Source organism: Citrobacter enshiensis, from assembly GCF_029338175.1.
Taxonomy (GTDB): Bacteria; Pseudomonadota; Gammaproteobacteria; order Enterobacterales; family Enterobacteriaceae; genus Citrobacter_D; species Citrobacter_D enshiensis.
This window is the reverse complement of record NZ_CP119862.1, coordinates 4,134,939-4,147,829: the sequence shown is the minus strand read 5'-3', so window position 1 is coordinate 4,147,829 and position 12,891 is coordinate 4,134,939. Positions and strand designations below refer to the sequence as shown.

Sequence of the window (12,891 nt, the reverse complement as noted above, 5' to 3'; positions counted from 1 at the left end):
TTGTGTTGAAAAAAACGTCAGCACGATGGGCTTGAGCATTTGAACAATGTTGCCCTCCGTTTTGCAGTGAGACTCATCATTGCAGTGCATTAATCAGGTTGTGTCAACGAGGACGAGTGAAGTGAAGCGCACTGCCGATATTCCGCAACCGTCTATCGGTAGCATTATGATTATGCGGGGATTACTTGATGCGACTATACTTCCTCTCCATTCATCAGGGAAGATAAGTAGATGTTGCCAAAAACATATTGTGAATTTATTAAATGAAATTAATTCATCTTAAAATACCTGATAATTCAATTTGGTTTATTTAATTGTGAGGTAATTGTTTTTATAAAACACTATGTGATAATGTTAAGAGGATCTTATACTATGTGAGTTCTGGTATGGTCGCAGTCACTATGTATAAAAATAAAATAATGGAATAATTCACATTGTTAATTAATTTTATTTTTCACCTCACTATATATATGTGTAATTTATTAATAACGGTGAAAATGAGAAAGGATGTGAATATGGAGGGCATATGTTGCCAGGACGCTACAAAAATGGAATTGTTATCAGTAAAATACCCGTTATCCAGGCTGGCCTAAGAGGCGTCATCCTGGGTCACTTTCCCGATCATGAGTTAACATTCTGCCGTTCAGTCGAAGAGCTCACGTTGTTACAGCTGCGCCGTTCTGAACTGGTGTTGGTCGATTTAACGGGGGAGTGCAATCAACCTCGTGCTGTTTGTGAGCAGTTTTATACGTTATTAACGCAATATCATGATATTCATTGGATTTTTCTCGTTTCACACACTTACTACCCTTCGGCCGTTGAGCTATTGATGGGGCCTGCCACGACGTTGCTTTCGGACGAGGATCCGGTCGAAAGCGTGGTTAATGCTATTCGTTCAGGTAATTATAGCGCGGAGCGAATCAGTAAAGCGCTGATGACTCCGGCACTGCAAGACATGATTGATTATGGCGGACAGTCGATGGTTCTTACGCTATCGGAACGAAAAGTATTACGGCTTCTCGGAAAAGGGTGGGGAATTAATCAAATAGCGACGTTGTTGAAGAAGAGTAATAAAACCATCAGTGCCCAGAAAAACAGTGCCATGCGTCGTTTATCCATACACAGTAATGCCGAAATGTACGCATGGATTAACAGTTCTCAAGGAGCAAGAGAACTGAACTTACCTTCAGTTTATGGAGATACCACGGAATGGAAAAAAGAATCATCAAGAGAAATGTCGCACTGGTAGAAAAGTGCGTAATGAGCAGTATTGGTATTAAGAGTTTATTTAATTCAGACCCTGAATGTCTCTATCAGCTTCATCTCTTTTCTAATCAGTCTGAATTTAAAACGGCGATGGTAAATATTCCCTTTTCTGCGGTTATCTTCTCCCTTTCTGCAATACGAGAAGATCGTCGGGTAGGGTTGGCGTGCCTGACGGAACTGGCGATCGATTTCCCGCGTATGCGTCAGCTGGTCATTGCCGATGACGATAATGAAGCCCGCCTTATTGGCTCTCTATCACCATCGCAACTGGATGGTGTATTAAGTAAGTCATCGTCGCTGAGTGGTTTACAAGAACAGCTGTTTTTAGCGCTCAACGGCGTACGTCGGGTGACAGAAAACAGCAGCAATCTTTGGTACACCAGTCAGAGTCGTATGATAAGCCCTACTGAGCGTGAAATATTACGGTTTATGTCGCACGGCTATTCGATGATTCAGATAGCCGTGCAGCTTGAACGTAATATCAAAACGATCCGGGCGCATAAATTTAATGTGATGTCCAAGCTGGGCGTGAGTTCTGATGCCGGGTTGCTGGATGCGGCAGATATTTTGCTGTCTCTGCGCGCCGTGGACCCCCGTTCTACGCTGCACACGGCATAATGCGGCGTACCCGAAAGAGCGAACAAGGCGCACTCTTCAGACCTAACGGCAGATCACTGGCAGACATCAATCCAGGTCGCTGAAGTCAGTTCGGCCATTCTTTCAGGTGCGATTCTTATTGCACTATTCGTTGCGCCAGCAGCAGGCAATACCTCCGTGTAATGCCTGAGGGAGACATCACAATAGACTGGCAGAGGCGTTTCCAGACCAAAAGGGCAGACGCCGCCTGGCGGATGACCTGTTGCACTCACCACTTCATCAAAACTGAGCATACGCGCTTTCGCCCCAAATGTTTCTTTGAGCTTCTTATTGTCCAGGCGGACATCACCTTTGGCGACAACCAAAATAATGTTGTCTTTCACTTTGAGTGAAAGTGTTTTTGCAATTTGTCCCAGTTCCACATTATGGGCTTTCGCAGCCAGTTCAACCGTTGCTGTACTCTGATCTAATTCGATAATTTCAATATCCGGGGCATATTCGGCCAGAAATTGCCGTACAGATTGCAGACTCATTCATTCCTCCTGACGCGGTGTAAGCAGCCCCTGTTCTTCGGAAAACTGCGTGGCGTAATTTGTCATAAGGAAAGTATCGCTGTAAATATTTTAATGTAACAAACCAGTAACATGCTCAAATATTAGATCGTCTTCACAATCACAGAAACCGGTTACAGTAACCGGTTGCGGTACGGGAGGGAGAGATTAATACTAAAATTGTCACTTCCTCTGTATCACATAATAAGAGCCATCTATGAAACTTGATTCTCTACGCTGTATCGCGGGTCCTTATTCCGGCACCGGTTGCGAAAAGTGGTAATGGATTCTTACGTGGCGGTGTTGCTGCTGCCTGCATGTCTACGTTGTTTTGACAGACTGGAGAACGGATATGTCTACCAACCATGCCTGTGTTTAATGTGATTTTTCGGTTTGTTGAAAACTACGTTAGCCCCGTTGCCGGGCGTATATCCTCACAGCGCCACGTGATGGCGATCCGCGATGGGTTTATCTCGGCGATGCCGTTTATGATTGTCGGAATCGTTCCTGCTGGTGTTTGCCTATCCTCCCCTTTCTTCGGATACCACCTGGGGTTTTGCCCGTGCGTGGCTGGATATGGCAAAACAGTTTGAAGGTCAGATACTCACGCCGTTTGATATGACGATGGGGATCATGTCCATCTATATTTGCGCGGCCATCGCATATAACTTGGGGAAACACTACGTTAAGTCGCATCAGTTAGATCCATTTATGTGCGCAATGCTTTCGATCATGGCGTTTTTACTGATTGCTGCCCCGAAAACGAAAGGCCCCCTGCCGACTGACAGCCTCGGAGGCACTGGTATTTTTACCGCGATTCTGGTGGCGATTTACTGCGTCGAAATGATGCGTTTCCTGAAAGCGCACAATATTGGTATTCGCCTGCCGGATCAGGTTCCTCCGATGATCAAAAACTCTTTTGATCTGCTGATTCCGGTATTGGTTGTTGTCCTCACGCTGTACCCTCTGAGTCTGCTGATCCAGGGGCAGTTCGATATGCTGATCCCACAAGCCATCATGGCGATCTTTAAGCCATTGGTTTCTGCGGCTGATTCTCTGCCAGCGATTTTGCTCGCGGTATTAATTGGCCATCTGTTGTGGTTTGCGGGGATACACGGCGCCGCGATTGTCTCCGGGATGCTACAAATGTTCTGGCTGACCAATCTTGGGATGAACCAGACCGCGTTGGCGCAGGGCGCACCGCTGCCGCACATCTTCATGGAAGCGTTCTGGACGTTCTTTATTGTTGTGGGCGGGTCCGGTGCGACAATGGGGCTGGTGATTTGCTATCTGCGTAGCCGTTCTGTCCACCTGCGATCCATTGGTCGTTTGAGTGTGGTTCCCAGTATTTTCAATATTAACGAGCCTGTTATTTTCGGTACGCCGATTGTCATGAACCCGGTCTTTTTTATTCCGTTCCTGCTCGCGCCGATGGTTAACGCGATATTGGCCTGGGCGGCAATGAAACTCGACTTGATTGGGCGCGTGATTTCCGTTGTTCCCTGGACCGCGCCAGCGCCGGTAGGGGCCGCATGGGCGTTAGGCTGGGATTATCGTGCTGCTGTGTTGGTGGTGGTGCTGGCGTTGGTGTCCGCCATTATTTATTTCCCGTTCTTCAAGGTGTACGAGAAACAGTTGCTGGCGCAGGAAGCTGAAGAAGCTCAGCGTACGGAAGAGGAAAGCCAGCAGGTTGCATAAAGAGAAAAAGCAAGGGGCGATAGCTCCTTGCTTATTTTAACGTACAGTCGCCACACTGTTGAACATCAGGAAGGCGATAGCGCTGACAGCAGGTTCTGCGTACCAAAAGCCCTTCGCGGGGAACGACAGTTCGCCACAGAGGATTATCTTCGCCGCCAGACAGAGTTTTCTCGAAAAAGCAGGTCTGGCGCAGCGTCGCCCACAACTCTTCTCCCAGTAACGGTTTCATTTCTGTCAGATACCAGTGGATCAAATACCCGGTGTTGCCCCAGATGAGTTTGCTATTAATCTCTCCCGTGGCTTCCAGTGCCTGAACGATGGGCATTAATGCCCGGAGAATCAGCGTTTCCATCCGTTGCTGGGGAGAGTGTAACGTCGCCCGGTGATCCTGGTGCACGTCAATCCAGAAACAGGCTGCCCGTCCCGTTTCATGAAACTCAACGCTGACATATTCAGGAGAAACATCAATGGCTTTTTCCTGAGTGAGCAGGGCCAGCATCAGCGGGGGAACCATCAGTCCGATATACCATTGCGCCCACAGAGATATCAGCGGTTTATTTTCGCGTGGCTGTGTCGGGTTGATTGCGATAGATATGATCCGAATAAATCGCCAGCAACGAGCTCAGAGCGCTGGGACTGGACCACTGGGCCAGCGTCATGACGCCTTGCGGGGCGGGTTCATCAAGACGAATAAAATCCAGTAGATGCTCGCGGGTCTGCGCGATGGTTTCACGCACAGCATCGGCAAGCGTTGGCTCCCCTGACGGGAGATGAGCTTGCCAGATGACATCTTCAATAATGGGAGCAGAACGATAGGCCATAGCGCTATATCTGGATAGTAATCTAAATGATAATGATTACCAATCCTAGCGATAGAGCGAAACGATGGCAAGTGCTTTGTCGCTATCCTCTGCGGCGTAGCACGATTAAACCATCAGGGGAGGGGGAGCTCATCGAAGACCAGCGTGTTATTTCGCCCCTGGTTTTTCGCCTCATACAGCGCTTTATCGGCTCTGGAGATCGCGCCATCAATGTCCTGATCGACCAATGGCGCAATGCCGATGCTGATGGTGACATTTGTCGCGGTACTCTCATTAAACATATGCGGGATCTCGAGATCGTAGACTTTTTGGCGAATCTGTTCGGCGGTGACTCGCGCCTGTTGTTGATCCGCTGCAGTCAGCAGAACCATGAATTCTTCGCCGCCAAAACGGGTGACAATATCCCGTGAACGGACGGCGTCACGAATAGCCGCAGAGACGCGAATCAGCGCCTGATCGCCCATCATATGCCCGTAATGATCGTTGTAGGCTTTGAAGTGGTCGATATCGAGAAGTAAGACGTAGTGCCCGTGGGTGTCCAGGGCTAGCAGGGTATTCCAGCTTATTTTGCAGACCGCGACGATTGTACAAACCGGTCAACGGACTCCCAGCATGCTCAGACCGTTCAGTGTCTCCCTCTCTTCCAGCAATTTGTACATCAGCTGTTGGGCAAAGCGGTCATAGCGCTTTTGGATCACATTCTGGATGGCAATACCTGCCATCGGCAAGGCCATTAAATAGAGGATCCGTATTCCGTGCTCATGGCCATTAAGCCATAAGCAGACAAATACCGAAGGTAACGAGTGAAGCGTAAACGCGATGATGTTGTTAGCAAAAGCAATGGAGCCAATAAATAACACGCTTAGCAGGGAAATCATTAAAAAAGAGTCATCACTATGACCTAACATACTGTATTTCATTGCAATATGGCTCGCCCCACAGTATGCCAAATATCAGGGATACGACTGGAAGACTGATTTTTTTATCGGCGTATTTTCCATGCCAGACCAATAACAGCGTGCTTGCGGCAACGATAAAAATCGCAGGGGCGGGAAGTGTGCTGACCTCAAAAAGAGGAAATGCTAATGCAAACAGTGCCGATGCAGCGTTAAGAAACAGAAACAGGCGGAGTGAAAATTGATATTTCTTGGTGCGCAAGTGATCGCCAGGATTGTGCTGTCATATCTGAATATCGTTATTAATCTGCAGGATACGTTGAGTGGGTTGCTAAAGTGAAAAATAACGTGCGAGGAAGAAACTCACATAGGTATACGTTTTATGATGTTTGTAAGTTAACTAGCGAGCAATTTATCACCTTGCCCAAAATATGTCATCTATCGTTAAGTAAAACTCATGGATGCGACGAATGCGGCATGCTGACAGATGAGAAATTATATCATATGATATTGATTATCATTATTGGTGTCAGAGGTAAAACCATGTTGCAACGTGCGCTGGGCAGTGGATGGGGGATATTGTTGCCGGGAATGATGATTACCGGACTGGCGTTTACCGATCTGTCTGTCGAAGCATGGAAAGCGATGATAGTGTCAGGATTGCTACTGACTTCATTGATGTTATATCACAAGCAGTTACGACACTTTGTTTTGCTGCCATCATGTGTGGCGCTGGTGAGCGGTATTATGCTGGTGGTAATCAACGCGAATCAGGGATAAAACACAGATAGAGGAAAACAGCGTGGGAAATAAGATAATTGGTGCGAGGGGGGGGGACTTGAACCCCCACGTCCGTAAGGACACTAACACCTGAAGCTAGCGCGTCTACCAATTCCGCCACCTTCGCACAGTCATCTTACTTTTTGATATCGCCTCGTTGGTGCGAGGGGGGGGACTTGAACCCCCACGTCCGTAAGAACACTAACACCTGAAGCTAGCGCGTCTACCAATTCCGCCACCTTCGCCCAGTGCGAGCAATATCAACGTGGTTTATGGTGCGAGGGGGGGGACTTGAACCCCCACGTCCGTAAGGACACTAACACCTGAAGCTAGCGCGTCTACCAATTCCGCCACCTTCGCATACCATCGATTCTTAAAAAAGAATCACTACCACGGAGGCGCATTCTAGTGGTTTTCAGCTGTTCGTCAATAGTTAATTGCGTGGGATGAATTGATTGCTGTAAAAATGGCCTGGCTTGTGGCGACCGGATGCAAGGCGCAAGCATCGTATCCGGTCTTCACATTGACGAAATTAGGCTTTCTTCGCCTGAACGGTCATCACCGTGCGGTACACCTTAAAGCGGCCGGTTTGTGCGATGGACTTCGTGGAAGCCAAACATCTCATCCAGCACTTTCCGGATACGGCAGGAAGGCGTTGGCGACAATCCGCAGCTCTCCACCGCTGTTCAAATGACGAACGGCGCCGCGAATAACGTTTGTGCCAGCGTCAAGACTGGTCTGTACACCATCATGGAAAGGCGGGTTGGAGATGATCATGTCAAAACGCCCCGTTACTTCCGAGAACACATTGCTGGCGAATACGTCACCTTCAATGCCGTTCGCCGCAAGCGTTGCCCGGCTGGCTTCAACCGCAGGCGCGGAAACATCGCACAGGGTCAGACGCACTTTCGGGGAGTGGGTCGCTAATGCGACAGACAGCACGCCTGCGCCGCAGCCAACATCCAAAACTTTGCCTTTGGTGTGTGGCGTCAGCGTTGAGAGCAAAAGCTGACTGCCGACATCCAGGCCGTCACGGCTAAACACGCCTGGCAGGGTTTTAATGGTAAGCCCTTCGCAAGTATATTCACCCCAGAATGCGTCGGCATTAAAGACCGGCTGTTTTTCCAGACGACCGTGGTACAGGCCGCAGCGGCGCGCGCTATCGACTTTATTCAACGGCGCGTATTCGGCCAGCATCTGCTCTGCGCTGCGAACACCGCTACGGTTTTCACCCACCACGAAAATGTCCGTGCCGACAGGCAGCAGTGACAATATGTTCATCAACTGAAACTGCGCTTCCGGCTTGTTCTTCGGCCAGTAGTAGATGAATGTGTCGCTGTCGGCGACATCGCTGGCTTCCGCCACCAGGCTATAACGCGCCTGATCGCCCATCTGGCGGCTGAGTACCTGCCAGTGGTGAAACTGCTGAGTATGCACGCGGCTGGCGGCACTTTCGAAGCGGGCAGGCAGATCGTCCTGCAAATCTCCGGCAAACAGAATACGGCTTTGTTCGAAATCATCACTGTGACGCAGCAAGACTTCACTTGCCGGGGTAAAAGCAGACATGAAAATTCCTCTATTGTTCCAGGCGGCGAATATAGTTGTTTGTTGCGCAGTTTCGACGAATTTGCTATATTTGCGCCCCTGACAGACAGGAGCGTTTCGCTATGACATCCCGACGAGACCGGCAGTTACAGCAATTGGGCATTACGCAGTGGTCGCTGCGTCGCCCTGGTGCGCTGCAGGGTGAGATCGCGATTTCAATTCCTGCGCACGTTCGTCTGGTCATGGTTGCCGCGGACTTACCGGCGCTGAACGACCCGCTGATGAGCGATATTTTACGCACGCTGACCCTCAGCCCGGACCAGGTACTGCAACTGACGCCTGACCGCGTCACGATGCTGCCGCAGGGGAGTCGCTGCAACAGCTGGCGGCTGGGCACTGAAGAACCGCTGTTACTGGAAGGCGCTCAGGTCTCAACTCCTGCGTTTAATGAATTACGGGCAAACCCAACGGCACGCGCCGCACTATGGCAACAAATCTGCGCATATGAACACGATTTCTACCCTCAATCCGACTGATCTCCCTGCAGCCTTTCAGATTGAAAAACGCGCCCATGCGTTTCCGTGGAGCGAACACACTTTTGCCAGTAATCAGGGCGAGCGCTACCTCAACTATCAATTGACGGTAGACGGGAGGCTGGCGGCTTTTGCCATTACGCAAGTCGTACTGGATGAAGCGACGCTGTTTAATATTGCCGTAGACCCGGATTTTCAACGTCGGGGATTGGGACGAGCACTGCTGGAACATCTCATCGATGAACTGGAAAAACGCGGCATTCTGACGTTTGTGGCTGGAAGTCCGCGCCTCTAACGTTGCCGCCATCGCGCTGTATGAAAGCTTAGGCTTTAACGAGGCAACGATCCGCCGCAACTATTATCCGACTGGCGGACGGGCGTGAGGACGCCGTCATAATGGCACTTCCTATAAGTATGTAATAAAAGAGGCAAGGTGTAATGATGAAGTGGGACTGGATTTTCTTTGATGCCGATGAAACGCTGTTTACGTTTGATTCCTTCACCGGCTTACAGCGGATGTTTCTCGACTATAGCGTGACCTTTACCGCTGAAGATTTTCAGGACTACCAGGCCGTCAATCAACCTCTGTGGGTGGATTATCAAAACGGTGCGATTAGCTCATTACAGTTGCAACACGCACGTTTCCAGGACTGGGCTGAACGTTTGAATGTGCCGTCGGGCCAGCTGAATGACGCATTTATTAATGCGATGGCGGAAATTTGCTCGCCGTTACCGGGGGCTGTCTCTCTGCTCAACGCCATTCGCGGTAAAACGAAAATTGGCATTATCACCAATGGATTTACCGCGTTGCAGCAAATTCGCCTTGAGCGTACCGGGCTGCGCGACTATTTTGATCTGCTGGTTATCTCTGAGCAGGTTGGCGTGGCGAAACCGGACCCGCGTATTTTTGATTATGCGCTGGAGCAGGCGGGCAATCCTGATCGTTCCGTGTGCTGATGGTAGGCGATACCGCGGAGTCCGATATTCTGGGTGGTATCAATTCCGGGCTATCCACCTGCTGGCTAAATGCGCATCGTCGTGAGCAGCCTGCGGGCATTGAACCGACCTGGACGGTGACGTCATTAAGCGAACTGGAGCAGCTCCTGTGTAAACACTGATTGCCTCCCCCCTGTTGATGGGTAAAATAGCCGCAATTTTTCGTATTCAACATGCGCGGCCTTAGCCGTGCTTACCTAAGAAGATTTGGACTATGACGTTGTCTCTCCTTTTTGCAAGAGGTGGCCAAACGCCGCACTTTTGCCATTATTTCTCACCCGGATGCCGGTAAAACTACCATCACCGAAAAGGTGCTGTTATTCGGACAGGCGATCCAGACTGCCGTACGGTAAAAGGCCGTGGTTCTAACCAGCATGCAAAATCTGACTGGATGGAAATGGAAAAGCAGCGTGGTATCTCCATTACCACCTCTGTGATGCAGTTTCCGTATCATGATTGTCTGGTGAACCTGCTGGGATACCCCGGGGCACGAAGATTTCTCGGAAGATACCTACCGTACGCTGACGGCAGTGGACTGCTGTCCTGATGGTGATCGACGCCGCGAAAGGTGTAGGAGACCGTACCCGTAAGCTGATGGAAGTGACCCGTCTGCGCGATACGCCGATCCTCACCTTTATGAACAAACTCGACCGTGACATCCGAGATCCGATGGAGCTGCTGGATGAAGTGGAAAACGAGCTGAAAATCGGCTGTGCACCGATCACCTGGCCGATTGGCTGCGGTAAGCTGTTTAAGGGTGTTTACCACCTTTATAAAGACGAAACTTACCTGTACCAGACCGGTAAAGGTCACACTATCCAGGAAGTGCGCATCGTTAAAGGTCTGAATAACCCGGAACTGGACGCTGCCGTCGGTGAAGATTTGGCGCAGCAGTTGCGCGATGAGCTGGAGCTGGTGCAGGGCGCCTCTAACGAATTTGACCAGGAGCTGTTCCTCGCGGGTGAAATTACCCCGGTCTTCTTCGGTACCGCGCTGGGTAACTTCGGTGTAGATCACATGCTCGACGGTTTGGTGGAATGGGCGCCTGCGCCGATGCCGCGCAAAACCGATACGCGCGTGGTAGAAGCGGAAGAAGAGAAATTCACCGGCTTCGTCTTTAAAATTCAGGCCAACATGGACCCGAAACACCGTGACCGCGTGGCTTTCATGCGCGTCGTTTCCGGTAAGTACGAGAAAGGCATGAAGATGCGCCAGGTGCGCATTGGTAAAGACGTGGTGATTTCTGATGCGCTGACCTTTATGGCCGGTGACCGTTCGCACGTGGAAGAGGCGTATCCGGGTGATATCCTCGGTCTGCATAACCACGGCACCATCCAGATCGGTGACACCTTTACCCAGGGCGAAATGATGAAGTTCACCGGTATTCCGAACTTCGCGCCGGAACTGTTCCGCCGTATTCGCCTGAAAGATCCGTTGAAGCAGAAGCAGCTGCTGAAAGGGCTGGTGCAGCTCTCTGAGGAGGGCGCGGTACAGGTGTTCCGTCCTATCGCTAACAACGATCTGATTGTGGGCGCGGTGGGTGTGCTGCAGTTTGATGTGGTCGTGTCCCGTTTGAAAAGCGAGTACAACGTTGAGGCGATTTATGAGTCCGTCAACGTGGCGACAGCGCGCTGGGTAGAATGCGCTGATGCGAAGAAATTCGAAGAGTTCAAACGTAAAAACGAAATCCAACTGGCGCTGGATGGCGGTGATAACCTCACCTATATCGCCCCAACCATGGTTAACCTGAACCTGACGCAGGAACGTTACCCTGACGTTCGGTTCCGCAAAACCCGCGAGCACTAATCTGCCTTCCAGAGCGCGGTATATCCGCGCTCTGCGGACGTTTTCCCTCTTGTCTTCCCATTGCGGAATGTTCTTAAATCCCTCTGTTTTCCTTATGATTGTCTATTTTTTGACCGTTTCGGCAAGCGATTTTGCGATTGTGATCTATATTTAACAAAGTGATGACATTTTTGACGGCTTTTACGACTGCCTGTTCTGTGAATGTTGGTTGTTAAAGCTATCAATAATTTAAATTGCGATATTAAAAACTGACTCAGAAGGTATCAGGACAGAGCTTCATCATAAGAATTGCTGATTGCGATCTCTGCCATTGACTTCTGAACTGGGTGATTTTCACCGCATTCAGCAATGCAACCTCGTGTTGCCTGAGCTCAAATTATGAGCAAACCATACAGGAATTAATCGATGACTATGACAAGACTTAAGATTTCTAAAACTCTGCTGGCCGTTATGCTGACCTCCGCTGTCGCGACAGGTTCTGCGTTTGCAGAAACCTCTACGATGGATAAGGCGCAATCCGGGGCTGAAAGCGCAGGGCAAAAGATCGATAGCTCTATGAATAAAGTCGGTAATTTCATGGATGACAGCACCATCACTGCGAAAGTGAAAGCCGCACTGGTGGACCACGAAAGCATTAAGAGCACCGATATCTCCGTCAAAACCGACCAGAAAGTGGTGACCCTCAGTGGGTTTGTCGAAAGCCAGGCGCAGGCAGAAGAAGCTGTCAAAGTCGCAAAAGGCATTGAGGGCGTGAGCTCCGTCAGCGACAAGCTTCATGTTCGTGACAGCAAATCAGATTCCGTGAAAGGCTACGCAGGCGATACGGCAACCACCAGCGAGATCAAAGCGAAGCTGCTGGCTGATGACACCGTTCCCTCCCGTAAAGTGAAAGTCGAGACTACCGATGGCGTGGTTCAGCTCTCCGGTACCGTCGACTCTCAGGCGCAAATCGAGCGCGCTGAAAGTATCGCCAAAGCGGTTGATGGCGTGAAAAGCGTCAAAAATGATCTGAAAACTCAGTAATTCTTCGTAATTTGCCCTCCTGACTTTGTCGGGAGGCGCACTGTGCACCACACTCAAAACTATCGCAAATGAGCAGCCTGAGCGCTCATCTCAAGCGGTCGACATTAACTAGGGTAAAGGAGAGCTTATGTTTCGTTGGGCATTATATTTCTGGTTATCGCGGTTAATTGCGCCGCTCTGGGGTTTGGTGGACTGGCCGGCACCGCTGCAGGGGCAGCGAAAATTGTCTTCGTCGTAGGGATTATCCTGTTCCTGATCAGCCTGTTTATGGGCCGTAAACGACCCTAGCGCTCAATCCGTAACGTTTTGTTGATACTAAGCCAGTCTATCGGACTGGCTTTTACGGTTTTAGCACAGGCCAAAATTGCGTTACTTTGTC

At 50.0% G+C, this 12,891-nt stretch carries 6 protein-coding genes, 3 tRNA genes and 8 pseudogenes; 10 read left to right on the top strand and 7 right to left on the bottom strand.

From position 1 onward, the window contains the following. Positions 1-526: 526 nt before the first annotated feature. On the top strand, positions 527-1,249 hold the full coding sequence (locus tag P2W74_RS19705; RefSeq protein ID WP_276292908.1) for a helix-turn-helix domain-containing protein: 723 nt from the start codon (positions 527-529) through the stop codon (positions 1,247-1,249). Beyond that, on the top strand, positions 1,210-1,884 hold the full coding sequence (gene bglJ, locus P2W74_RS19700) for a DNA-binding transcriptional activator BglJ (protein WP_276292907.1): 675 nt from the start codon (positions 1,210-1,212) through the stop codon (positions 1,882-1,884). The genes P2W74_RS19705 and bglJ overlap by 40 nt, the downstream gene beginning before the upstream one ends. 53 nt (positions 1,885-1,937) lie before the next feature. Here bglJ and P2W74_RS19695 read toward each other — a convergent pair whose 3' ends face one another. After that, positions 1,938-2,396 (bottom strand): YbaK/EbsC family protein, encoded by a 459-nt coding sequence (locus P2W74_RS19695; RefSeq protein WP_276292906.1) that lies wholly within the window; start codon positions 2,394-2,396, stop codon positions 1,938-1,940. 370 nt (positions 2,397-2,766) lie between these two features. Between P2W74_RS19695 and P2W74_RS19690 the strand changes: the two are divergent. Continuing rightward, positions 2,767-4,112, top strand: a pseudogene (locus tag P2W74_RS19690) (PTS sugar transporter subunit IIC). 31 nt (positions 4,113-4,143) lie between these two features. Here the strand turns inward: P2W74_RS19690 and fhuF are convergent. Continuing rightward, positions 4,144-4,933: pseudogene (gene fhuF, locus P2W74_RS19685) on the bottom strand (siderophore-iron reductase FhuF). Positions 4,934-5,046: 113 nt separating this feature from the next. Next, positions 5,047-6,116 (bottom strand): annotated as a pseudogene (locus P2W74_RS19680) (GGDEF domain-containing protein). Between the two features lie 217 nt (positions 6,117-6,333). Here P2W74_RS19680 and P2W74_RS19675 point away from each other — a divergent pair. Then, positions 6,334-6,609 carry a DUF1435 domain-containing protein gene (locus tag P2W74_RS19675; RefSeq protein ID WP_276292905.1) on the top strand — a complete coding sequence of 92 codons (276 nt, stop codon included), beginning with the start codon at positions 6,334-6,336 and terminating at the stop codon, positions 6,607-6,609. 39 nt (positions 6,610-6,648) lie between these two features. On the opposite strand, the gene P2W74_RS19670 is transcribed toward P2W74_RS19675, so the two are convergent. From P2W74_RS19670 to rsmC, 4 genes and pseudogenes are all read right to left on the bottom strand, one after another. Then, positions 6,649-6,736: transfer RNA gene (locus P2W74_RS19670), tRNA-Leu, on the bottom strand. A gap of 31 nt (positions 6,737-6,767) precedes the next feature. Further along, positions 6,768-6,854 (bottom strand) — tRNA-Leu (locus P2W74_RS19665). Between the two features lie 28 nt (positions 6,855-6,882). Further along, positions 6,883-6,969, bottom strand: a tRNA-Leu gene (locus P2W74_RS19660). Between the two features lie 172 nt (positions 6,970-7,141). Then, positions 7,142-8,175, bottom strand: a pseudogene (gene rsmC, locus P2W74_RS19655) (16S rRNA (guanine(1207)-N(2))-methyltransferase RsmC). 101 nt (positions 8,176-8,276) lie between these two features. Between rsmC and P2W74_RS19650 the strand changes: the two are divergent. From P2W74_RS19650 to P2W74_RS19625, 6 genes and pseudogenes are all read left to right on the top strand, one after another. Next, positions 8,277-8,690 carry a DNA polymerase III subunit psi gene (locus tag P2W74_RS19650; RefSeq protein WP_276292904.1) on the top strand — a complete coding sequence of 138 codons (414 nt, stop codon included), beginning with the start codon at positions 8,277-8,279 and terminating at the stop codon, positions 8,688-8,690. Further along, positions 8,659-9,107 (top strand): annotated as a pseudogene (gene rimI, locus P2W74_RS19645) (ribosomal protein S18-alanine N-acetyltransferase). The gene P2W74_RS19650 and the pseudogene rimI overlap by 32 nt, the downstream one beginning before the upstream one ends. A gap of 21 nt (positions 9,108-9,128) precedes the next feature. Then, positions 9,129-9,805, top strand: a pseudogene (yjjG, locus tag P2W74_RS19640) (pyrimidine 5'-nucleotidase). Positions 9,806-9,916: 111 nt separating this feature from the next. Next, a pseudogene (gene prfC / locus P2W74_RS19635) lies at positions 9,917-11,489 on the top strand (peptide chain release factor 3). 405 nt (positions 11,490-11,894) lie between these two features. Beyond that, a complete protein-coding gene (osmY, locus tag P2W74_RS19630; RefSeq protein WP_192610976.1) occupies positions 11,895-12,512 on the top strand; it encodes a molecular chaperone OsmY in 618 nt (205 codons plus the stop codon). A gap of 127 nt (positions 12,513-12,639) precedes the next feature. Then, positions 12,640-12,800, top strand: a pseudogene (locus tag P2W74_RS19625) (DUF1328 family protein). The last annotated feature ends 91 nt before the right edge of the window (positions 12,801-12,891 follow it).